Genomic DNA, 23,454 nt, shown 5'->3' with positions numbered 1-23,454 from the left:
GTGCGGGCGCCCGGATCTCCGGTGCGCCCGTGCACGGCTGCTGTCCGGCGGTCCCTTCGGACCCGCTCCCTCTTCCGCTTCGGCTCGCACCCTCGTCGCTCCGCCCGTGCACACAATTGATCAGTGCACGGCATGTCGAGTGGCTTCGCGCGTTCCGCCGCCACCTCGGCTGACGAGCGGCGATGCCGGAAACCGCAGAGTCCGGGCGGCCGGTTCAGGCCGGAGCTACACTCCGTTCATGCTCAAAGCTGATCGCGCTGCCCGGATCCTGTCCCATGTCGCCGCGGCCGGGAGCGTCGATGTGCACGCACTGGCCGAACTGCTCGGAGTCTCGGGCGCGACCGTACGCCGCGACCTCCAGGAACTGCACGACCAGGGACTGCTGCACCGCACCCGCGGCGGGGCGGTGACAGGGGCGGTCAACCTCGAACTCCCGCTACGGCACCGCAGCGGGAAGCAGCAGGAGGAGAAGCGCAGGATCGCCCGCCTCGCGGCCGGACTCGTCCCGGACGCCGCCGTGGTGGGCCTCACCGGCGGCACCACCACCACCGAACTCGCCCGCATCCTGGCAGAACGCGGTGGAATGACCGTGGTGACCAACGCCGTGAACATCGCGGCGGAGCTGATCGTGCGCCCCGAGGTCCGGCTGGTGGTGATCGGCGGCATCGCCCGCTCGGCCAGCTACGAACTGGTCGGGCCCGCGGCCGACCGGATGCTCTCCCAGTACCACGTCGACATCGCCTTCATCGGTGTCGATGGACTGACCGCCCAGGAGGGCTGCACCACCCACGACGAGATGGAGGCGCAGACCGACCGCGCTTTCCTGCGCAGCGGCACCCGGTCGATCGTCCTCGCCGACAGCACCAAGATCGGCCGGGTCACCTTCGCCTCGATCTGCCCGCTCTCGGACGTGCACGAGCTGGTGACCGACGACGGCCTTACGGACGCCCAGGAGAAGGCCGTCGCGGACTGCGGGGTGAAGGTGCACCGGGCCTGACGCGGTTCTCGCGACGCCGGTGTGGTGGGCCGGTGCCCGCCCGCCGCACCGGCGGCTCGACGCGGCGCGTTCTGCAGGGCGGTGACGGAGCCCGAGGTTCACCACCTTCGGGTCGGCGCCCAGTTCGGCGGCCTTGGCCTTGGCACCCGCGGCCTCGTCCACGAAGTACTGATGGTTGCCCTGCTTCTGCAGGTAGGTGATCGAGACCTTGCGGGCCACGGGCGCGACCGGGGCGTCCGCGCCGTTGGAGGACGTCTGCCCGGTGGAGTAGGCGGCCAGGCCGAAGGAGGTGACCAGGCTCAGCGCGGTGATCGAGGCCAGGCGGCCACCGGCGAGAAGCAACAGAATCGATCATAAAGCATTGCGATCGAACGCGATGGACGAGAGAAAGCGCCCGGCCACGAGGTGAGTCAAGCTCATTGTTCCCTCTGGGAGCTATTGAGACCATCTCGTTATGTCGCTGCGCTCCCGGCTTGGCGCGGGGTTTGGCCCGGAGTCGCTGGATCGAGTGCGACCTCCTGGATCGGCCCAGGTCATGGGTGTGTTCGAGCAAACTGCCGATTGGCAGGTTGTCGCCCTGGACAGCTTCGAGCAAAGCCGGAGCGGCGTCAATGGCACGCGGCAGGGTAGTGGCGGTGATCGGTGGTGGCCCTGCCTGGCGGCACGGATCAACTGTCCGGCTTGGTGGGCATGGCGCCCCGGAAGTGTTGCATTTCATTCGAAGTTGTTGATTGTTGTTGAAAGCTGGGTCTACTGTCCTCCCCGGCGGTCCGCATGCACCCGCCAGCGCCCGTCCCGGCGGTTCGTCCGTGACTCCGGTGCTGGGGACCCCCATCCCCCTGCCGGCCCGGCCCGAGGAGCAGGAGCAGTCGATGAGCACACCACCCCATCCGTTCCGCCGGGGCGTCACCGCCCTGGCGGCCTTCGCACTCGGCGTCGCCACCGTCGTCGCGGCCGCGCCCGCCGTGGAGGCCGCGCCCGCCCCCACGGCGCAGTCCGTGACGATCGACGGCTCCTCGCCGGGGCGGGCCTACGACGGGCTCGGCGCGATCAGCGGCGGCGGCGCCACCTCGCGCCTGCTGGTCGACTACCCCGAACCCCAGCGCAGCCAGGTGCTGGACTACCTGTTCAGGCCCGGTTACGGCGCCTCCCTGCAGACGCTGAAGGTGGAGATCGGCGGCGACGCCAACTCCTCCGACGGCCCCGAGCCGTCCCACATGCGCACCTCCACCAAGGTCGACTGCGACCGCGGGTACGAGTGGTGGCTGATGGAGCAGGCCAAGGCCCGCAACCCCAAGATCACGTTCTACGGTCTGGAATGGGCCGCGCCAGGCTGGCTGAACGGCGGCATCTGGTCCCAGGACAACATCGCCTACCTGGAGTCCTGGCTCGGGTGCGCCCACCAGCACGGGCTGAACGTCGGCTACCTCGGCGGCTGGAACGAGCGCGGCTACGACAAGGCCTGGTTCGAGAGGCTGCGTGCCGACCTGGACGGCCACGGCTACCAGGGCACCGTCCTGGTCGCTTCCGACAGCGACGACGAGCACTGGTCGATCGCTGCGGACATGGCGAGCGACCCCGCCTTCGCCGAGGCCGTCGGAGTGATCGGCCTGCACGGCACCTGCTGGCACTCGACGCCGGTCTACACGGCCTGTCCGGGAAGCAGCACCGCGACCGGGCTGGGCAAGCGGCTGTGGGCCTCCGAGGACGACAACGACAGCTACGGAGCCGACCCGGCCGCCCTGGCCCGCAACGTCAACCGCGAGTACCTCGACGCCCGGATCACCTCGGACATCAAGTGGGCGATGGTCAGCTCCTGGCCCTCGGAGCTGCCCTACGCGGGTGCCGGCCTGATGGCCGCCGACCAGCCCTGGTCCGGCAACTACGCGGTGGGCCGCGACATCTGGGTGATGGCGCACACCACCCAGTTCGCGAAGCCCGGCTGGCAGTACCTCGACGCCTCCAGCGGCTACCTCGCCGGTGCCGGCGCCAACGGAGACCCGCACGGCGGGAGTTACGTCACGCTCAAGTCCGGCCGGGACTACAGCACGGTCATCGAGTCCACCGACGCCACCGCCGCGCAGACCGTCAACGTCAAGGTCGCCGGCGGCCTGTCCACCGGCCCGGTGCACGTCTGGGCCACCGACATGAACTCCACCGATCCGTCGAGGTGGTTCGTCCACACCCAGGACCTGACGCCGAAGGGCGGTTCGTACTCACTCACCGTGCAGCCCGGTTACGTCTACACGGTGACCACCACCACCGGCCAGGGCAAGGGCACCGCCGTGGCGCCCCCGTCCACCGCGATGCCGCTGCCCTACCGGGCAGACCTCAGCGGGTACACCACGGGGGCCACCGCCCGCTACTTCCACGACTGGGCCGGCGCCTTCGAGACCGCGCCCTGCCCGTCCGGGGCGACCACCCCGATGTGCCTGCGCCAGGTGATCACCCGGGCGCCCATCCCGTGGCACGACGACATGAACTACACCCCGCTCACCCTCCTGGGTGACCCGTCCTGGGCCCACTACCAGGCGAGCACCGACGTCGTCCTCGAACAGGCCGACACCTCCGCCGAACTGCTCGGCCGCATCGACCACGTCGACCACGACCGCTCCGGCTACCACCTGAAGATCGACGACACCGGCGCCTGGAGCCTGTTCACCGAGGACCGCGCCGGAGCCGACACCGTGCTGGCGAGCGGCAGCTACCCCGGCGCCGGTGCCGGCACCTGGCACAACCTCACACTGGCCGTGCAGGGACAGAACATCACCGCGTCGATCGACCGCGTGCAGGTCGCCTCGGTCGCCGACGCCGGCCACGGCACCGGCCAGATCGGCCTGGGCGTCGGCGGCTTCCAGCACGCCGACTTCGCCAACACCACCGTGACGCCGCTGGCCGCACCGGCCACCCACACCGTGGCCAGCGCCAACAGCGGCAAGTGCCTGGACGTCACGGGCGCCTCGACGGCCGACGGCGCCCAGGTCGTCCAGTGGACCTGCGGCACCGGCAAGGCCAACCAGCAGTGGACCCTCGTCCCGGTCGCCGGAACCGGCACCGTCCAGCTGGTGTCGGCCAACAGCGGCAAGTGCCTGGACGTCACGGGCGCCTCCACCGCTGACGGCGCCCAGGTCGTCCAGTGGACCTGCGGGGCCGGCAAGGCCAACCAGCAGTGGACCCTCGTCCCGGCCACCGGGGCCCGCGTCCAGCTGGTGTCGGCCAACAGCGGCAAGTGCCTGGACGTCACGGGTGCCTCCACCGCTGACGGCGCCCAGGTCGTCCAGTGGACCTGCGGCACCGGCCGAGCCAACCAGGAGTGGACCGTCTCGTAACGGGACCGGCGAAGCCCCTGCCCCCACGTCGTGCCGGGCGCCTGCGGGCGCCCGGCACGGACCGCCACCCCTCCCCACACCCAGGAGACGCCCATGGGCCGTCAACACCTGTCATCGACCTGGCGCACCGCCCTGAGCGCGGCGCTCGTCCTCGCCGGCGCGCTGGGCGGCCTGATCGCGCCGTCAGGCGCCCAGGCCGCCACCCCCACCCCCACCGCCGTCACCATCGACGGCACCAAGCCGGGCCTCACCTTCGACGGGGTCGGCGCGATCTCCGGCGGCGGCGGCAACTCCCGCCTGCTGGTGGACTATCCGGAGCCCCAGCGCAGCCAACTGCTCGACTACTTGTTCAAGCCCGGGTACGGAGCCTCGCTGCAGGTGCTGAAGCTGGAGATCGGCGGCGACACCAACTCCACCGACGGCGCCGAACCCAGCATTGAGCACACCCGCGGCACCGTCGACTGCAACCAGGGCTACGAGTGGTGGCTGGCCGATCAGGCCAAGGCCCGCAACCCCGACATCAAGTTCTACGGCCTCTCCTGGGGCGCCCCCGGCTGGATCGGCAACACCGGCAGCGGCGGCCACTTCTGGTCCCAGGACAGCGTCAACTACCTGATGGACTGGATGGGCTGCGCCACCCGGCACCACCTGAACGTGTCATACCTCGGCGGGTGGAACGAGCGCGGCTTCGACAAGGCCTGGTACGAGAACCTGAAGAGCGCGCTCGTGGCACGCGGTTACGGCGCCACCAAGGTCGTCGCCGCCGACGACACCTGGGACGTGGCCGACGCCATGGCCACCGACCCGGCATTCAAGAACGCCGTCGACGTCGTCGGCGTCCACTACCCCTGCGGGTACATGAGCGACTTCAGCAGCTGCCCCAGCCCGGCGAACGCCCAGGCGCTCGGCAAGCCGCTGTGGGCGAGCGAGAACGGCTCCGAGGACGCCGACGGCGGCGCCCCGGCGGTGGCGCGCGGGATCAACCGCGGCTACCTCGACGGAAAGATGACCTCGTTCATCAACTGGCCGGTCATCGCCTCGCTCTACCCCGACCTGTTCTTCTCCACCGACGGGATGTCGATCGCCAACCAGCCCTGGTCCGGCACCTACAGCATCGGCAAGACGACCTGGGTCACCGCGCACACCACCCAGTTCACCAAGCCCGGTTGGCGCTACATCGACTCCGCGAGCGGCTACCTCGGCGGTGCCCGCACCAACGGCAGCTACGTCACGCTGAAGGGCGCGAACAACCGCGACTACAGCACCGTGATCGAGACCCTGGACGCCACCGCCGCCCAGACCGCGAGCTTCACCGTCAAGGGCGGCCTGTCCACCGGCAACGTCCACGTCTGGTCCACCGACCTCAACTCCACCAACCCCGCTGACTGGTTCGTCCACCAGCAGGACGTCACCCCGGCCCACGGCACGTACACCCTCACCCTGCAGCCCGGCCGGGTCTACACCGTGACCACCACCACCGGCCAGGGCAAGGGCACCGCCACCCCGCCGCCTGCCGCGCCGATGAAGCTGCCCTACGCCGACGGCTTCGAGACGCCCGCGACGACCACCTCGCCGAAGTACTTCGCGGACATGAACGGCGCCTTCCAGACCGTCGCCTGCGGCGGCGGCCGCACCGGCACCTGCCTGCGCCAGATGGCCCCGACCAGGCCGATCAACTGGACCGACGAGCCGTACAACGCCCCGTACACGATGATGGGCGACGGCAGCTGGTCCAACTACACCGTCACCGCCGACACGATGTTCGAGCAGTCGAGCACCGTCGAACTCCTCGGCCGGGTCAACCAGCAGGGCCGCAACAACAACGGCCTGAACGCCTACCACCTGCGGGTCAGCGACACCGGCGCCTGGTCCATCGACAAGAGCGACACCAGCTGGCACTTCACCACCCTCGCGAGCGGCACCACCACCGCCCTGGGCACCGGCCGCTGGCACACCGTCGCGCTCACCCTGGACAACGCGACCCTCACCGCGAGCATCGACGGCACCGCCGTGGGCAGCACGACCGACACCAGCTTCACCAACGGACGCGCCGGTCTCGGCGTGACGGGCTACCAGACCGACCAGTTCGACAACTTCGCCCTCACCCCCGGCACCCCCACCACCCACACCGGACCGATCGCCTCCGCTCTGCCCGGCACCTGCGCCCGACCCACCGCCGGGACCAGCGGCGCCGCCGTGCAGCTGTGGGCCTGCGACGGCAGCGCCCAGCAGGTGTGGACCCGCACCAATGGCACCCTCACCCACAACGGCAAGTGCCTGGACGTCACCGGCGGTGGCACCGCCAACGGCACCCCGGTCGAACTCTGGGACTGCAACGGCGGCGCCAACCAGCAGTGGGCGCCCCAGCCGGACGGCAGCCTGATGAGCGCCCAGTCCGGCCGCTGCCTCGACGACCCCGCCGGGGCCACCGCCGACGGCACCCCGCTGGAGATCTGGGACTGCAACGGCGGCGCCAACCAGCGCTGGACCCTGCCGTAGTTCCCTGACGGCCCGGACCCGTCCCCTTCCGGCCGTCATGACCGCATCCGTGCGGCGCGAACGGCCGGATTATTCACGTTGTGATCACTGGAGAGCCGGATGACCGGGAAACCGGCATGTCCGGTTCGGCGGGAGGCCGCGCGGAAAAGGACCTGCCACGGGCAGGCACCTCGCCGCGCGGCCGACCCAACCGCGTGTCTGATGCGCTCACGCCGCCTCGCCCGCGACCACGAGGGCCGCACCGACAGGCGCCGTCGACGTTCCTGTCCAGAGCCCGCACAGCACGTGGCAGAGCACGACGCAGAAGGCGGTCACCCAGAGGACTACCGCTGACGCGTGGAATATGTCGAGTTCCTGTCATGACGGATTCGGACAGTGCAGACGAGTGTCTCCGGAAGTGCTTCTTTGACTAAGGGGCAAGCGAACTCTGGGAGAGCGATCGTGGGGTCTTCGGGCGTGGTCGACCGTCCTCTGGTGCTTTGGCGTCGCGCCGATAACATGAGGGCTCCTCACATTCTTGTCAGGAGGCTGCCATGCCGGATCGCTACGACCTGCCGGCGGGGTTCCGCTGGGGCGCCGCCACCGCCGCCTACCAGATCGAAGGGGCGGTGGGGGAGGACGGCCGCGGCCCGTCCGTCTGGGACACCTTCTGCGCCCGCCCCGGCGCCGTCCGCGACGGCCTCACCGGTGCGGTGGCCTGCGACCACTACCACCGGTACCTCGAGGACATCGAGCTGATGAAGGGCCTCGGGCTGGACGGCTACCGCTTCTCCATCGCCTGGCCCCGGGTCCTGCCCACCGGCGCCGGCACCGTCAACCCGGCCGGGCTCGCCTTCTACGACCGCCTCGTCGACGCACTCCTCGACGCCGGCATCACCCCCCTCCCCACCCTCTTCCACTGGGACCTCCCACAGGCACTCGAGGACCTCGGCGGCTGGCTCAACCGCGAGACGGCGTACCGCTTCGCCGAGTACGCGGCCGTCGTCGCCGACCGCCTCGGCGACCGCGTCCCGGCGTGGATCACCCTCAACGAGCCCTTCGTCCACACCGTCTTCGGTTACGCCCTGGGCACCCACGCCCCCGGCCGCACCCTGATGTTCGAGGCGCTTCCCGCCGCCCATCACCAGCTCCTCGGTCACGGCCTGGCCGCCTCGGTCCTGCACGAGCGCGGCCTGGAGGTGATGCTCTCCAACAACCTCACCCCGGTCCAGCCGGCCTCCTCCTCGCCCGCCGACCTGGCCGCCGCCGCGGCCTACGACGATCTCCACAACCGCCTGTTCACCGACCCCGTCCTGCTCGGTCGCTACCCCGACCTCTCCGCCCTCGGCGTCCCCGACGACATCTACGGCGCCGTCCACCCAGGCGACAGCGACCTCATCCACACCCCCGGCCTCGACGGCTTCGGCCTCAACTTCTACAACCCCACCCGCGTCGCCGCCCCCACCGACCCGGGCCTCCCCTTCACCCTCGTCGACATCCCCGACGCCCCCCACACCGCCTTCGGCTGGCCCGTCGTCCCCGACGCCCTCCGCCAACTCCTCCTCCACCTACGCGAGTCGTACGGCAAGGCCCTCCCGCCGATCACCATCACCGAGAACGGCTGCTCCGTCGAGGAGTCCACCACCCCCGACCAGCCCCGCATCGACTTCATGTCCGCCCACCTCGACGCCGTCGCCGAGGCCGTTGCCGAAGGCGTCGACGTCCGTGGCTACTACACCTGGTCCCTGCTTGACAACTTCGAATGGGCCGAGGGGCTGTTCCGTCAGAGGTTCGGCCTCGTGCACGTCGACTTCGAGACGCAGCGGCGCACCCCGAAGGCTTCGTACGCCTGGTACCGCGACCTGATCGCCAACCACCGGGCGAGGTAGGCGGGTTAGCCCAGGTGGGTGGGTCGCCCTGGGAGCGGGAAGTCGGACGGGCCGACTTCCCGCTCCGCGCCGGTAGGTGTGCGGCCGCTCCGGGTGGCGACCGCCGGGGAGCAGGGGCCGTCAGAAGGCCCGCTCCCGAAGGCCCGTCCCGCAAGACCAGCGGGTGCGGCGGTCAGCTCAGGCTGCGGATCGCGGAGGCGTCGTAGGGGCGGAGGTCGGCGAAGCGGCCGTCGAGCACCTTGGCGGCCCACTCGGGGTCCTGGAGGAGGGCGCGGCCGACGGCGACGAGGTCGAACTCGTCGCGCTCCAGGCGGTCGAGGAGGTTGTCGATGCCCTGGACCGGGGAGTCCTGGCCGGCGAAGGCGGCCAGGAAGTCGCCGTCGAGGCCGACGGAGCCGACGGTGATGGTGGGGCGGCCGGTCAGCTTCTTGGTCCAGCCGGCCAGGTTGAGGTCGGAGCCGTCGAACTCGGGGGTCCAGTAGCGGCGGGTCGAGGCGTGGAAGGCGTCGACGCCGGCCTCGGCGAGCGGGGCGAGGATCGCCTCCAGCTCCTGGGGGGTCTCGGCGAGGCGGGCGTCGTAGTTCTCCGACTTCCACTGCGAGTAGCGGAAGATCACCGGGAATTCGGGGGAGACGGCCTCGCGCACCGCGGCGACGAGCTCGGCCGTGAACTTCGTCCGGGCGACCGGGTCGCCGCCGTAGGCGTCGGTGCGGCGGTTGGTGCCGGCCCACAGGAACTGGTCGAGCAGGTAGCCGTGGGCGCCGTGCAGCTCGACGCCGTCGAAGCCGATCCGCTCGGCGGCCGCGGCGGCTTCGGCGAACGCGTGGATGACGGCGTCCAGGTCGGCCCGGGTCATCGCCCGCCCGGTTCCCTCGGTGCCGTCCAGCCGGATGCCGGACGGGCCGACGGCGGGGGCACCGGCGAAGGGCGGGTCGCTCTGCTTGCGCACCATGCCGACGTGCCAGAGCTGCGGCACGATCGTGCCGCCCGCGGCGTGGACGTCCTCGGCGACCCGGGCCCACCCGGCCAGCTGCTCCTCGCCGTGGAAGCGCGGGACCTCGTCGCTCTGACCGGCGGACTCGTGGCCGACGTACGTTCCCTCGGTGACGATCAGACCGACGCCCGCCGCAGCTCGGCGCGCGTAGTACGAGCGCACGTTCTCGCCGGGCACGCCGCCCGGGGAGAACTTGCGCGTCATCGGCGCCATCACGATGCGGTTGGGCACGGTCAGCCCGTTGATCCTGACGGGGCGGGAGAGGATCTCGGTCGTGCGGGAGACGGAGGGCTCGGTGACGGTCATGGGGATTCCTCGCGGATGGCGGGCAGTGGACTGTGCCGGGACGAAAACGGTTGCCCGTGCCAACCACCTCGACGGCCCCCGCATTTCGCCCACCGCACGACTCCTGCCGTGATCTGCGCCACTCCGCGCCCCCGCGCCCCCTCGCATCCACGCCTCCACGCCTTCGCGCCTTCGCGCCACTCCAGGCCTCCGCGCCGACGGAAGAAGGCGCCCGTGCAGTCAGGCAGTCGGGCCGGGGCGGGCCGTGAGGAGTTCGGCGAGGGTGCGGACGCCGAAGCCGGTGGCGCCTGCGGGCCATTCGGCGTCGTCGGTGTCGGAGAGGGCGGTGCCCTGGATGTCGAGGTGGGCCCACGGGATGTGGGGCGGGACGAACTCGCGGAGGAAGTGGCCGGCCAGCAGGGCGGTGCCGTGCCGGGTGCCGAGGGTGTAGTTGACCAGGTCGGCGATCCGGGAGCGGAGTTGGGGCCGGTACGCGTCGGGGAGCGGTAGTGGCCAGAGCGGTTCGCCGGCCCGGGCGCCGGCCGCGCGCAGGCGCTCGATCAGCGTGTCGTCGGTGCCCATCAGTGCGGCGACCCGGCGGCCCAGGGCGATCGCGGCGGCGTCGGTGAGGGTGGCGATGTCGATGATCGCCTGTGGTCCGGTCTCGGCGGCCAGGACGAGTGCGTCAGCCATGATCAGGCGTCCTTCGGCGTCCGCGTGGCAGATCTCGACGGTGGTGCCGTCGCGCATGACCAGGACGTCACCGACCCGGATCGGATCGGCGTTGGGCATGTTCTCGGTAAGCGGCAGCCAGGCGTCCACCGCGACGGGGCAGTCCAGCGCGCCCAGGACGGACATCGCGCCGAGGACGGCGGCCGCTCCGGCCATGTCGGCCTTCATGCCGGCCAGGTGCGCGTTGGGCTTCAGGGACAGGCCGCCGGCGTCGAAGGTGACGCCCTTGCCGACCAGGGCGATCCGCTCGGTCCAGCGCTTCGGCCGGTAGCCCAGCTTGACCAGCCTGGGCGGCACCAGGGAGCCCCGGCTGACCCCGAGCAGTCCGCCCAGCCGCTCGTCGGCGATCCGCAGGCCGTCCCAGACCTCGCAGTCCAGCCCGGTCTCGGCGGCGATCCTGGCGGCGTGTTCGGCGAAGGCGGGCGGGGTGAGGGCCTCGCCGGGTTCGTTGACCAGGTCCCGTGCCAGGAGGACGGCTTCTGCCAGCCGGCGGCCCTCGAACAGGCCGCGGGCGGCGTCCGGCGTCTCCGGGGCGAGCACCTCGATGAGCTGGTCGGTCGGCGCGGCCGCGCCGCTCCGGTACCGGGTGAACCGGTACCCGCCGAGCAGGTAGCCCTCGACCAGCGGCCGGAGGTCCGGGCTCGGCGCGTGGACGGCCAGCCGCCGGTAGGCGGAGGTGGCTCGGGCGAGCCCGGCCGCAGCGGCCCGGATCGCGTCCCGGTCGGGCCGGGCCCGCGGCCCGACACCGAGCAGTACGGTCACGGGCGCGCCGGGCAGTTGCAGCACCTGGCCCACCTCGCCGCTGAACCCGGTGCCGGCCAGGTACGCGGCGGGCAGGTCGGCGGGCGGCTCGCCGGCCCGCACCGGGCGCACGACGGCCTCGGCCTCGGCCTCCGCCTCGGGGCCCGTGTCCGGGCGCAGCACCCAGGTGACGCTCACGGCCGCTCCCGTCGGGCTGCGAGCCGGGCCGCTCCCCAGGCCTCCAGGTCGGCCAGGTACGTGCGGGCCAGCTCGCCCATGCCGTTGGCCGCGCCGACCGCCGCCCAGCCGCGGGCCGCGGAGATGGCGTACGGGTCCAGCCGGAGGGCCTGGAGGAAGCAGTCCTCGGCGAGGACCGGCCGCCCGGCCCGCCGGAAGCACTCGCCCGCCGACGCGTAGCCGAACGCGGTGGAGACCGGGCCGAGCCGGGCGGTGCGCAGGTAGCTGTCGGCCGCCTCCCGGGGGAGGTCGCGCCGCAGCAGGCCCTCCGCCACCTCGATGTGGGTCTTGGGCTCGTACGGGTCCAGGGCCAGCGCCTCCGCGACCAGCCGGTCGCCCCGTTCGTCCTCGCCGAAGGCGTAGCACTCCTTGGAGCGGCTCTCCACGCAGGCCCGCAGGTTCTCCCGTTTGAGGAACTCCTGGTACGGCCCTTCGGCGGGCACCGCCCGGGCGAGCTCCTCGGCACGGTCCATGTCGCGGGCCAGCCAGCCGCGGTCCCCGGCCAGGAACGGAACGAAGCTGACGCTGCGGTAGAACCGGCTCTCCGCCATCATCTTCTCGAACGGGGAGCGGTCCGGTTCCGCCAGCAGCTCCTCCAGCGCCCGGGCGCCGATCTCACGCCAGCGCGTCGCCTCCTCCAGCGAACGCGTCTCGCGGGCGTGGAACACCACCGCCACCACGGCGATGACGAACCGGAGGTTGGTCGGGCAGGCCGGGTGTTCCGCGATGGCGAAGGAGGTCTCCGGGGCGGCCACCCGGGTGCCGACGGAGGCGACGTACCGCACCAGGTCGCGCCAGTGGTGCAGCCGGAGCTCGGCCGGAGTCCGCAGCCGGTCGACCGGCACGGCGGGGATCAACTCCAGGACGAGCTTGGCGAATCCGAGCCGGTACAGCACCATGGCGACCTGCTGCTGCCGCTCGGGTCCTTGACCGCCGAAGTCGTCCAGCCATTCGCACAGCCGGTTCCAGCGCGGCGTGCGCAGGTGTTCGGGCAGGTCGGCGGGGTGGTCGACCGCGAACTCGGTCAGCCCGGACTCGCGGATCAGGTTGCCCCGGAAGGCGGGCGGCATCAGGCGCTGCCAGTTGACCTCGGCCCGCTCGGCCCCGCGCTCGCCCCCGCGCTCGGCGAACTCGTAGGCCAGGCTGGGCAGCCGGGCGTAGAGGCCGGGCGATTCGGACTCGCCCAGGTTGAAGTACGAGGCGTACATCCGGTAGTGCCAGTTGTTGGCGTACGGCCGCTCCCGGTCCCGGGTGGCGGCCCGCTCGGTCAGTTCGGCCAGGGGTCGGTCGCCGTCCCGCCGGCAGGCGTCCAGCAGCGCGTCCCGGGTGGCGCCGGCGCGCGGGGCGGCGCGGAAGGCCCGTTCGTTGAGAACCCGGGCGAACTCGGTGTGCCCGAGTTCGCGGGCGCGGTCGGCGGCCCGCAGCAGGGCGAAGCCGGTGCCGAACGGGCCGAGCCGGGCGGCGTGCAGGTAGCCGGCCAGCGCCTGCTCGTGCTCGCCCGCGCGCTCGTGGGCCTGTGCCGCCTGCATCCGGATCTTCACGTCCCAGGGGTCGAGGGCCACGCCCTCCTCGACGGCGGCGCGTTCGGCCTCGGTGTCGCCCGTCCGCACGGCGATCTCCAGGTGCCGGTCGAGCAGCCGCCGGCGGGTCTCCAGCAGGACCAGCTCGTCGTCCCCGTCGGGGGCGGTCAGCTCGGCGACGCTCGCCCGGACGTCGGCCAGCAGAGCCCGGGCGCTGCCGAAGTCCCGCTGCCGCTCGGCGTACATCACCTCGCGCAGTGCCAGCCGAGCGGTCAGGACGGTGTGGGTGAAGCGGGTGAGCTCGCCCGCGATGTCCTTGAGCAACTCCCGGGCGCGCCCGAGGAAGAGCGGCGCGGCGGAATCGTCCCCCGCGTGGCGTGCGAGCAGGTAGCCCCAGCCGGCCACCGCCTGGACGTGGGCGACGGTGGGCGCGGGGTGGTGGGCCAGCACCCGGTAGGCGGCCGTGGTCCGCTCGGAGAGGCCCTCGGAGCCGAACAGGGCGGCCGCGCGGGCGGCCTGCACGGCGGCCGTCACCTGGTCCTGACAGGCCGCCGGGTCGAGGTCCTCCGGGACGACTTCGAGAACCGCGGCGGGGAGGCAGACCGCGACCAGCCAGTGCGCGAGGCCGGACCGGTCCAGCTGGTCCAGCTCGGCGTGCCGCCGGTACGCCCCGGTCATCCGCCGCCAGGCGGGGGAGGCCAGTTCGTCGGGAAGGTCGGTCGGGACCGTCGCCCGGTAGGCGGTCAGCCGGGACTCCTGCACCAGCAGCCGGCGGTAGCTCGCGGGCATCGTCATGCCGAACCGCAGCGCGCCCGGAGAGGGGTTCTCGAAACGCCGGGCGGCGAGGACCGCAGACCGTGCCTGAATGACCGTGGCCGGTGATTCGGCGCCGTCGAAGTACGGGCGGTGCACCTCGTAGGTGAGCCAACTCGGAGCGTTGACCCCGACGATTCCGTGACTGAATTCCCACCGGTTCACGCGGTAGTTCCTCTGCTTTTCGTGGGCCGGGCTCCGGGCGATCGGCAAGATGCCCCGCGATGGAATTCCGAGCGAGCCATGAATTCCATCGCGGGGTATTCGTGGAGTGCCGGAATCAGACGCCGGCGTCGTCGATCAGACAGGTCCAGCAGTCCGCCGCACCAGTGCTGATCTCGACCTCGTCCTCCAGGGACTCCCAGGTCTCGTAAGCCATTTCGCAACCCCTCTCTTTTCACGGGCCGGTCCGGATTATTCGGACCGGCGAAGCGGTTGAGCGATATTCTTCGCGGACCGGAACGGTGCCGTCAAGGCTTGTGCACGGCAAGCTCCGAGAGAATCTCCGACACTTCTTCATCGCTTGTCCAGAAATGGGGGGAGACGCGGACCCAGCCGTCCGGAACGGAGACGTGTATTCCGGCCGACGTCAATCGCCGGACGATATCCACGCCCTCCGTCCGGCGCCCGGTGAAACTCACGACGCCCGAGTGCCCGGTGCCGTCCGGCGGGAGTGCCGGCTCGTACCCGAGCCCGGCGATCCCGGTGCGCAGCCGGTCGGCCAGGGTCCGCACCCGCTCGGCGACCGCGGTGATGCCGGTCTCCTCCAGCTCGGCCAGTGCGGCGGCGAGCCCGGCCATGCCCACCAGGTCGTACATCCCGCCCTCGACCCGGGCGGCCGCGGCCCGCTCGGGCAGGTCGTAGCGCAGGTGCCCGGGCCCCTTGGACACCTCCGCGGCGCCCTGGTAGCCGAACCAGCCCGTGGGCGTGGAGCGCAGCAGCTCCAGCCGGTCGGCCCGGCAGTAGAACACCCCGGTGCCCGGTGGCCCGCACAGCCACTTGTGCGCGCCCGCGGCCAGGAAGTCCACCGGGGTCCCGGCCACCGACAGCGGCAGCGCGCCGAAGCTCTGCACGGCGTCCACGCAGACCAGCGCCCCGACCTCGGCGGCCAGTTCGCAGATCCGGTCGAGGTCGGAGCGGAAGCCGGTGGCGAAGTTGACGTGGCTGACCGCCACGAGGCGGGTGGCCGGGCCGACGGCCGCGGCCACGTCCTCGATCCGGTAGCCGCCGTCACGCATCGGCACCCAGACCGGCTCGACGCCGTAGCGGCGCAGTCGCAGCCAGGGCCGGACGTTCGCCGGGAAGTCCCGGTCGAACAGCACGACCTGGTCGCCCGGTCGCCAGTCCAGTCCGTCGGCCACCAGGTGGATGGCGGTCGAGGTGTTCGGGACGAAGGCGACCTCCTCGGGCGTGCAGCCGAGCAGCCGGGCGACGGACTGCCGGGCGGCGTTCCGGGCGCCGAACAGGCGGCCGACCTCGGCACTGCCGTACGGAAGCACCTCGTCCAGGGCGGTGCGCATGGCGGCGACGGCGGCGGGCCGCAGCCGGCCCAGCCCGGCGTAGTCGAGGTAGACGTCGCCGGTGGGACCGCCCTGTCGGCGTCTCCCGCTCATGAGGCGGGCCCGACCGTGCCGGCGGCGGGCCCGACCGTGCCGACGGCGCGGGCGGCCGTACGGGCGGTGCGGGCCGCGCCGACCGCCATCCAGCCGGCCACCAGCAGCGGCACGCCGTGCAGCAGCAGCACCCACTGCGCCACCCAGTCCGGTTGCAGGACCAGGCTCGTGACCAGGAGGCCGGACATGAAGCCCGCGTTGACCGTGATCTGGGACAGCCCGAACGCCCTTCCCCGCCGCCCGTCGGGCAGTTGCTGGAGGGACTGCTTGTAGGTGATCTCGCTCAGCGCGTCGCCCAGCCCGGCCCCGGCGGCCGCCAGCAGCCGCGGCCACCAGCCGTCGAGCCAGAACACCCCGATGAAGCCCAGCGACATCACCATGGTGGCGACGCAGTACACCGGAGCCGGCGCGCGCTCGACGAGGCGCTTCGCCAGCGGTCGCAGCACGAAGCTCGCCAGCAGCAACCCGGCCGCCCAACTGCCCCACACCGCACCGGAGACCACGGCGGGCTCGGTCGGGCGCAGCTCGGTGCCCAGCAGGGGCAGTCCGACGTGCTGGGAGGCGCTGCCGAACGCGTCCAGCCCGCGCAGCACGACCAGGCCGGCCACGCCGGCCGCCACCAGCAGCGGCCAGGCGCCGGAGCGGTCCCGGGCCGCGGCGGCACGGCCGTCCGGCTCCCGCATCCGCAGGCGCAGTGCGAGCAGCACCACCGCGGAGAGCGTGTAGCTGGCCGCGTCCAGCCCGAACACCCAGCGGTACCCGGCCACCGGGACCAGGACGGCGGCGAGTCCCATGCCGACCATGAAGGCCACCCCCTTGAGGCCGGCCAACGCGCTGTTCACCGACGGGGTGCGCGGGCCGGCCAGCACGGGTGTGGCGGCGGACAGCGTGGCCTCGAACACCGAGCGCCCGGTGCCGATCACCACCACCGCCGGGTACAGCCACCAGTTCTGCACGCCCGTCGGCAGGACGGCCAGCAGAGCCAGCATGCCGGCCCGGGCGAGGTCGGCGCCGATCATCATCCGACGGCGGTCCCAGCGGTCCCCGTAGCGGTGCCCGAGTCGGCCGCCCACAATCGCACCGGAGTACAGCGCCACGCTGACCAGCCCGGTCTCCAGCGTCGACCGGCTGTGCTCCCAGACGAAGACGGACAGGCAGATGAAGTCGAGCGCGTAGCCGATGTCCGAGATCGTCTTGGCGGTCAGGAGGACCGCCAGCTGACGGCGACTCGCCGAGGCCGCCTGCCGTGCCACTTCGGTGCCGGCCATCACGGCGCCCATGAGGTCTCAACTCCCCGCTTGTGTGAGGGCTGTCATGATTCCCTCACCAAGCCTCCACGGGCAAGAGGTAGTTCATGAGAACGCTCGGACCGGGCCGTGAACCGTGCAGGTGTTGGCGGATCGGCGGATTGGCGGAGTCAGGCCGTTGGTGCGGCGGGGTCGGGGGTGCCGGCAGGGGTGCGGCCGGGGGTGCAGGTGCGGATGCCGTCGACGATGCGGGCGGCCCAGTCGGCCGGGCGTTCGTGGCCGAGGAGCCGGGAGAGCCGGTCCATCCGGGCGCGCCGTTCGGCGGGGCCGAGGTCGAGGGCGCGGGCGAGGACGGCGCTGAGGTCGTCGCGCGAGCGGGGGTCGGTGAGCAGGGCGGCCGGGCCGAGTTCGGTGGCCGCGCCGGTGTGGCGGGAGAGCACCAGGACGCCCGGGCCCGGGCCGGTGCGCGAGCGGGGGTCGGTGAGCAGGGCGGCCTGGGCGGCGGTGAACTCCTTGGCGGTGAGGTTCATCCCGTCCTGGAGGGACGTCACCCAGAGGACGTCGGCGGCCAGGTACTCGTCGATCACCTCGGCGGCGGACAGGCTGCGGGGCAGGTAGTCGACCGGCAGCCAAGTCCCCTTCTTCCAGGTGGCGTTGACGTCGGCGACACGCTGTTCGAGGCGGCGGCGGGTGGTGTCGTAGGCGGTGATGCCGGGCTCGGGCGGCGGGCAGACCAGCCGGAAGGTGAGCCGGCCTCGCAGCTCGGGCCGCTGGGAGAGCAGGTGGTCGATGGCGTCGACCTTCTGGATCGGGGCCTTGGCGTAGTCGAGGCGTTCGACCGACAGCACCAGGCGGCCGGAGGCCGGGTGGCGGTGAGCCGCGGGGAGGTGGGCCGCGCGGCGGCGGGCGAGCTCCTCGACGAACGGCCGGTCGATCCCCAGGGGGTGGACGGCGGTGTGCGGCGGGTCGGACCGTCCGGCCAGGGTCCGGCGGAAGCGCTCGGCGAAGTCCTCGGTGTGGAAGCCCGCCCAGTCGAGGCAACCCAGTGACCGGCGCAGCTCGTCGGCGACGAGGAGGGTGTCGAAGACCTCGGGGGCCGGGAAGGGGGTGTGGTGGAACAGCCCGGTTCTGAGGTCGGGGCGGAGGCGGCGCAGCAGGCCGGGGACGAGCCACAGGTTGTAGTCGTGGAGCCAGACGGTGGCGCCGGGCGCGGCCTGGCCGCTGATGTGCTCGGCGAAGCGCGCGTTGACCGTGCGGTAGTCGGCCCAGGCCCGTTCGTCGTGGACGGACCGGTCCGGCTCGGACATCAGCACCGGCCAGAGCGTCTCCTTGCAGGCGCGGTGAAAGTAGCCGTGCCAGGTGGCGGTGTCCAGCGGGACGGGGGACAGCGGCAGGGTGGTGGGCTGCGGGAGCGGGGCGAGCCGGTCGCGTCCGGTCAGGGCGGTGACCCAGACGCCCGGCAGGCCGTCGGCGAAGGCGCTGCTCAGGGTGGGCAGGATGCCGTTGGGGCTGCTGGGGGGCTGCCAGTCGTCGCCGTTCCAGTGCAGCGGGGGGCGGTGGTAGGCGACCACGAGCGAGTTCGGACCGACGGCGTGCCGCGAGCCGGGGCGGGAGGTGGAGCCGGGCGCGGGGTCGGGGTCGGGGTCGCGGTCGGCGGAGAGCCAGCGGAGCTTCCGGAGCGCCGCGTGGATGCCGCCCGCCCCGGCCCGGTCGGCGCGGTGGACGAGGGCGTCCTCGGCGAGGGCGGTGAGCAGGGCGCGTTCCGCCCCGGCGACCACCACCGCGTGGGTGCCCAGGCGGAACAGCGAGAGGTCGTTGAGGGAGTCCCCGGCGACCAGGATGTGCTCGCGCTGCCAGCCCAGCTTCGCGGCCAGGGCGCGGAGGGCGTTGCCCTTGGAGGCACTCGGCGGCAGGACGTCGAAGTAGCGGTCCGCGGAGTACACCCAGGTGCAACCGAGGGCCTCGACGGCCCCGGTGAGTTCGTCGGTGAGCCCGTCCGGGTCCACGTGGTAGGAGCAGCGGCCGTTCTGGACGACGCCCTGCTGGTAGGCGAGCGCGGGGAAGCGGCGCAGTGCGGCGCGGACCCGGTCGGGGCCAGGCCAGCCGGCCCGCAGCTGTTCCTGCACCGGGTCGACGGGGGTGAAGTCGGTGCCGTCGATGACGGTGGCGCCCACGTCGGCGATGATCCACCGTGGCCGGGGGACGAGCGGATCCCGGAGGACCTCACGGATCGAGGCCGGTCCCCGGCCGGTCGCGAAGACCGTCGTGACCTCGGGGTGACGGGCCAGGGCATCCCGTAATCGGATCCGGTCGTCCGGGGTGCCGCCGAGCAGTGTGCCGTCCAGATCGGTGACCAGAATCCTCGACATCCGAGGGACGCTAACACGATCACGTCCGGTGGTGAAGTGTTCATCCCACGTTGGTGGTTGCCCGCGACGGCCGGTGCTGGTCCTGGTCGAGCGGCCGGTCGAGGTGGCGGTCGAGTTGGTGGGCGAGCTCCGCGGCGTCCAGGGCCGCGCTGGAGCCGGGGGCGGTGGTCGCCGCGGCTCCGCAGAGGGTCGCCGCGGCGAGGCAGTCGGGCAGGCTCCAGCCGTTGAGCAGCCCGTGCACCAGGCCGGCGTTGAAGCAGTCGCCCGCCGCCGTCGGGTCGATTGCGGCGCCGGAGCGGACCGACGGGGCGTCGTGCCGCTCGCCCTCCCGGACCGCGACCGCGCCCTGCGCGCCACGCGTGATCACGAGGGTGGGCACCAGGGCGGTGAGCGCGGCGATCGCGCCGTCCAGGCCGCTCAGGCCGTCGGCACCGGTCAGGCGGAGGGCTTCCGCGTCGTTCGGGGTGAAGACGTCGACCAGGGCGAGGGCCTCGCGCACGGCCGGGTCGTCGAGCGTCGCCGGGGTGTCATGGCAGTCCATGACCACCAGCGTGCCGAGCTGTCGCGCCGCCCGGAGTCCCACCACCGTGTCCTCGTCCCAGCGGAGTTGGGGCAGCACCAGCACGCGCGGGCGCAGGCGGCCGAGCAGGGGCGCGAGCGGCTGGGCGTCGACCGGGTCCTGGAAGCTGACCATCGCCCGGTCGTCGGCGGAGGCGAGGGCGACGGTCAGGCTGCGTACCGGAAAGGGGTGGTGGCGGAAGGCACCCTCGGCCAGCCCTTCCTGCCTGGCGCAGGCCAGCACGTGGGCGCTGAACGGGTCGGTGCCGAAGTCCGCACTCCAGAGGACCCGCCGTCCCAGTCGGTGCAGCGCCATCGCCAGGCTGTACGCGCCGCCCGGCACCAGGCCGAAGCCGTCGGCGAAGACCTCCGTGCCCGGCTGCACCGGCCGGGCCAGACCGTGGAACACCAGATCCGCGAAGTAGGCCCCGGAGACGAGCACTTCGTACGATCGCACCGCTGGGTTGGCCTCCATCCGGTGAGCATACGGCCCTGGGGCGGGTCCGGCAGGTGGTTCTGCGCGCGGATGGTTCGGCGTGTGGTCGGTTCGGTGCGTGGATGGTTCGGGGCACGGACGGTTCGGCGCAAGGCTCCCGGCGGGGCTCCTTCTGGTGCGGTGCCGTCGACCACCACCGGGCTGGCCGACGGCACGGTGCTACCGGAGGAGCGTCAGCTGTGGTGCCAGGTCACCGAGAAGTCGGTGCCGTTGCCGACCTCCGACGTGGTGGTACGGGTGACGCCTCCCTCCGCCATGTCGATGCTCGACGCGTTCGAAGCGCCGAGGTTCTGCCCGTTGACGTCGGCACCGGTGAAGTCGACGGTGCCGAAGTCGGCCAGCGGGAGAACACCGAAGAGGCTCGACGGGGCTTCGGCGATCACCTCGGCGGAGGCCAGGGTCGCGTCCTGGAGGGTCTTGTTGACGGAGCGGGTCCACCCGGCGGTGGCGTTGGTCAGGGTGAGGGTGAAGGAACCGGCGCCGTCGGTGGTGACGCTCGCGGTGAAGTGGTCGCCGGGCTGCACGGAGTTCCTGAAGTTCACCGGGTAGGACGGGTACATCTCGTACCAGGAGGAGTACACCGGAGAGCCACTGGAGCAGTCGGCCTCGGTGCCGATCTGCTCGACGGTCTTGCTGCCGTCGCCGTCGAGACCGACCCAGAACGCGGACCAGGCGTCGGTGCTGGTGCAGGAGACGGCGGGCTGGACCCAGCTGGCCTTGACGCTGGTGAACTTGCCACCCGTGGCCGCGTACCCGGACCAGTTGGAGCTGGTGCCGTGCAGCACGCCGTTGCCGTGGTGGTGCGCGGTGATCGGGGCCAGGACGGGGGCGGCGACGGGCAGAGCGGCGGGGAGCGCCGGGGAGGCACTGCCGAGCAGTGCCAGCAGGGAAACGGCGGCGACGAGAGCGTGCCGGCGGACTTTGGGCATGACTAGTCCCTTGTGCGGGGGCGGAGTTGACCAAACGCCGACAAAGCTAGCGTCGGTGGCGCGGGTTGACGGGCCGAAATGGTGGCGTCGGATACCGGATTCCCCTGGTCGGCCCAGCGGGTGCGGATCCGACGGTGACTGCTCCGGCGATTTGTTCCGGGCGTCGGGGAGGGGTACTGTCTCCCAGTCGCTCGGCAGGGAGCACCGGACACGCAGGTTCTGCGCGGACGGTCCCGGAGTGGCCAATCCACGAGAAACACCGCTTGCCGATTCGGCGTGCCTGTTTATCGGGATTTCGGCCGGATTCGCTTTTCGGAGCGGGGGTCGGTTAGAGTTTGGACCGTCGGACGGGGCGTCAAGCCGCAGAAGACACCGGCGAGTTGGATGACGAAGCCCCGGAAACGGAGCAGGAAACATCTGATAAGCTGGAAACACGAAAGAACGAAGCGCCCGGAGGGCCCGCTGGAAGGCGGCCTGAAGGAAGCGTCCGTTCCTTGAGAACTCAACAGCGTGCCAAAAGTCAACGCCAGATATGTTGACATCCCCGGCCTCGGTCATTGCGATCGGGGTTGGAGATTCCTTTTGAAACAAACACTAGCGAGGACGCAGTGCGCGGGATCACCCTATTCCGGTGGTTGCCGTGCCGCTCAACGCGGGTGTGGACCCGATTACGGGTAAACATTCACGGAGAGTTTGATCCTGGCTCAGGACGAACGCTGGCGGCGTGCTTAACACATGCAAGTCGAACGGTGAAGCCCTTCGGGGTGGATCAGTGGCGAACGGGTGAGTAACACGTGGGCAATCTGCCCTGCACTCTGGGACAAGCCCTGGAAACGGGGTCTAATACCGGATATGACCTTCCTCCGCATGGGGGTTGGTGGAAAGCTCCGGCGGTGCAGGATGAGCCCGCGGCCTATCAGCTTGTTGGTGGGGTAATGGCCTACCAAGGCGACGACGGGTAGCCGGCCTGAGAGGGCGACCGGCCACACTGGGACTGAGACACGGCCCAGACTCCTACGGGAGGCAGCAGTGGGGAATATTGCACAATGGGCGAAAGCCTGATGCAGCGACGCCGCGTGAGGGATGACGGCCTTCGGGTTGTAAACCTCTTTCAGCAGGGAAGAAGCGCAAGTGACGGTACCTGCAGAAGAAGCACCGGCTAACTACGTGCCAGCAGCCGCGGTAATACGTAGGGTGCGAGCGTTGTCCGGAATTATTGGGCGTAAAGAGCTCGTAGGCGGCCTGTCGCGTCGGATGTGAAAGCCCGGGGCTTAACCCCGGGTCTGCATTCGATACGGGCAGGCTAGAGTGTGGTAGGGGAGATCGGAATTCCTGGTGTAGCGGTGAAATGCGCAGATATCAGGAGGAACACCGGTGGCGAAGGCGGATCTCTGGGCCATTACTGACGCTGAGGAGCGAAAGCGTGGGGAGCGAACAGGATTAGATACCCTGGTAGTCCACGCCGTAAACGTTGGGAACTAGGTGTTGGCGACATTCCACGTCGTCGGTGCCGCAGCTAACGCATTAAGTTCCCCGCCTGGGGAGTACGGCCGCAAGGCTAAAACTCAAAGGAATTGACGGGGGCCCGCACAAGCAGCGGAGCATGTGGCTTAATTCGACGCAACGCGAAGAACCTTACCAAGGCTTGACATATGCCGGAAACATCCAGAGATGGGTGCCCCCTTGTGGTCGGTATACAGGTGGTGCATGGTTGTCGTCAGCTCGTGTCGTGAGATGTTGGGTTAAGTCCCGCAACGAGCGCAACCCTTGTTCTGTGTTGCCAGCGAGTAATGTCGGGGACTCACAGGAGACTGCCGGGGTCAACTCGGAGGAAGGTGGGGACGACGTCAAATCATCATGCCCCTTATGTCTTGGGCTGCACACGTGCTACAATGGTCGGTACAAAGGGCTGCGATGCCGTGAGGCGGAGCGAATCCCAAAAAGCCGGCCTCAGTTCGGATTGGGGTCTGCAACTCGACCCCATGAAGTTGGAGTTGCTAGTAATCGCAGATCAGCATGCTGCGGTGAATACGTTCCCGGGCCTTGTACACACCGCCCGTCACGTCACGAAAGTCGGTAACACCCGAAGCCGGTGGCCTAACCCGTAAGGGATGGAGCCGTCGAAGGTGGGACCAGCGATTGGGACGAAGTCGTAACAAGGTAGCCGTACCGGAAGGTGCGGCTGGATCACCTCCTTTCTAAGGAGCACATGGCCGCTTGCAGGCGA

Annotated in this window: 12 protein-coding genes and 1 rRNA gene; 5 read left to right on the top strand and 8 right to left on the bottom strand. The window is 71.1% G+C overall.

Translation table 11 applies throughout. The features are described from left to right. Positions 1-238 precede the first annotated feature (238 nt). From BOQ63_RS09910 to BOQ63_RS09895, 4 genes are all read left to right on the top strand, one after another. Positions 239-997: a DeoR/GlpR family DNA-binding transcription regulator gene (locus tag BOQ63_RS09910; protein WP_030290478.1), complete on the top strand. Its 759-nt coding sequence runs from the start codon at positions 239-241 to the stop codon at positions 995-997. An 872-nt stretch (positions 998-1,869) separates the two neighbouring features. Beyond that, the gene (locus BOQ63_RS09905) at positions 1,870-4,326 is read left to right on the top strand and encodes an RICIN domain-containing protein (protein WP_150475789.1); all 2,457 of its coding nucleotides are present in this window, start codon (positions 1,870-1,872) and stop codon (positions 4,324-4,326) included. A gap of 93 nt (positions 4,327-4,419) precedes the next feature. Then, complete coding sequence (locus tag BOQ63_RS09900; RefSeq protein ID WP_079183541.1) at positions 4,420-6,825, top strand: ricin-type beta-trefoil lectin domain protein; 2,406 nt, start codon at positions 4,420-4,422, stop codon at positions 6,823-6,825. A 533-nt stretch (positions 6,826-7,358) separates the two neighbouring features. After that, the gene (locus BOQ63_RS09895; protein ID WP_030290480.1) at positions 7,359-8,693 is read left to right on the top strand and encodes a GH1 family beta-glucosidase; all 1,335 of its coding nucleotides are present in this window, start codon (positions 7,359-7,361) and stop codon (positions 8,691-8,693) included. Positions 8,694-8,865: 172 nt separating this feature from the next. Here the strand turns inward: BOQ63_RS09895 and BOQ63_RS09890 are convergent, their stop codons facing one another. From BOQ63_RS09890 to BOQ63_RS09855, 8 genes are all read right to left on the bottom strand, one after another. Further along, complete coding sequence (locus BOQ63_RS09890) at positions 8,866-9,993, bottom strand: NADH:flavin oxidoreductase (RefSeq protein WP_072654086.1); 1,128 nt, start codon at positions 9,991-9,993, stop codon at positions 8,866-8,868. A 219-nt stretch (positions 9,994-10,212) separates the two neighbouring features. Next, a complete protein-coding gene (locus BOQ63_RS09885; protein ID WP_050366384.1) occupies positions 10,213-11,643 on the bottom strand; it encodes a leucyl aminopeptidase in 1,431 nt (476 codons plus the stop codon). Next, on the bottom strand, positions 11,640-14,180 hold the full coding sequence (locus BOQ63_RS09880; RefSeq protein ID WP_191093544.1) for a tetratricopeptide repeat protein: 2,541 nt from the start codon (positions 14,178-14,180) through the stop codon (positions 11,640-11,642). The genes BOQ63_RS09885 and BOQ63_RS09880 overlap by 4 nt, the downstream gene beginning before the upstream one ends. A 305-nt stretch (positions 14,181-14,485) precedes the next feature. Next, entirely contained in the window at positions 14,486-15,628 is a 1,143-nt protein-coding gene (locus BOQ63_RS09875; RefSeq protein WP_150475787.1) for an aminotransferase class V-fold PLP-dependent enzyme, read from the bottom strand. After that, complete coding sequence (locus BOQ63_RS09870) at positions 15,625-16,908, bottom strand: MFS transporter (RefSeq protein WP_030290485.1); 1,284 nt, start codon at positions 16,906-16,908, stop codon at positions 15,625-15,627. The genes BOQ63_RS09875 and BOQ63_RS09870 overlap by 4 nt, the downstream gene beginning before the upstream one ends. Positions 16,909-17,045: 137 nt before the next feature. Then, positions 17,046-19,244 carry a trehalose-6-phosphate synthase gene (locus tag BOQ63_RS09865; protein ID WP_150475786.1) on the bottom strand — a complete coding sequence of 733 codons (2,199 nt, stop codon included), beginning with the start codon at positions 19,242-19,244 and terminating at the stop codon, positions 17,046-17,048. A gap of 40 nt (positions 19,245-19,284) precedes the next feature. Further along, positions 19,285-20,259, bottom strand: coding sequence for a carbohydrate kinase family protein (locus BOQ63_RS09860; protein WP_223885885.1), 975 nt, complete (start codon positions 20,257-20,259; stop codon positions 19,285-19,287). Between the two features lie 212 nt (positions 20,260-20,471). Then, positions 20,472-21,227, bottom strand: coding sequence for a G1 family glutamic endopeptidase (locus BOQ63_RS09855; RefSeq protein ID WP_072654079.1), 756 nt, complete (start codon positions 21,225-21,227; stop codon positions 20,472-20,474). A gap of 681 nt (positions 21,228-21,908) precedes the next feature. On the opposite strand from BOQ63_RS09855, the gene BOQ63_RS09850 reads away from it, so the two are divergent. After that, positions 21,909-23,425: ribosomal RNA gene (locus BOQ63_RS09850) — 16S ribosomal RNA — on the top strand. Positions 23,426-23,454: the final 29 nt, after the last annotated feature.

This window comes from Streptomyces viridifaciens (genome assembly GCF_001888885.2).
Classification (GTDB): domain Bacteria; phylum Actinomycetota; class Actinomycetes; order Streptomycetales; family Streptomycetaceae; genus Kitasatospora; species Kitasatospora aureofaciens.
The sequence above is the reverse complement of the archived record's forward strand: the minus strand, read 5'-3'. Positions and strand labels throughout refer to the sequence as shown.

Coding starts and splice junctions, on each gene's coding strand:
- BOQ63_RS09875 (WP_150475787.1), bottom strand. CDS start 15,628: ATGAGCGGGAGACGCCGACAGGGCGGTCCCACCGGCGACGTCTACCTC.
- BOQ63_RS09870 (WP_030290485.1), bottom strand. CDS start 16,908: ATGGGCGCCGTGATGGCCGGCACCGAAGTGGCACGGCAGGCGGCCTCG.
- BOQ63_RS09900 (WP_079183541.1), top strand. CDS start 4,420: ATGGGCCGTCAACACCTGTCATCGACCTGGCGCACCGCCCTGAGCGCG.
- BOQ63_RS09890 (WP_072654086.1), bottom strand. CDS start 9,993: ATGACCGTCACCGAGCCCTCCGTCTCCCGCACGACCGAGATCCTCTCC.
- BOQ63_RS09910 (WP_030290478.1), top strand. CDS start 239: ATGCTCAAAGCTGATCGCGCTGCCCGGATCCTGTCCCATGTCGCCGCG.
- BOQ63_RS09905 (WP_150475789.1), top strand. CDS start 1,870: ATGAGCACACCACCCCATCCGTTCCGCCGGGGCGTCACCGCCCTGGCG.
- BOQ63_RS09855 (WP_072654079.1), bottom strand. CDS start 21,227: ATGCCCAAAGTCCGCCGGCACGCTCTCGTCGCCGCCGTTTCCCTGCTG.
- BOQ63_RS09895 (WP_030290480.1), top strand. CDS start 7,359: ATGCCGGATCGCTACGACCTGCCGGCGGGGTTCCGCTGGGGCGCCGCC.
- BOQ63_RS09865 (WP_150475786.1), bottom strand. CDS start 19,244: ATGTCGAGGATTCTGGTCACCGATCTGGACGGCACACTGCTCGGCGGC.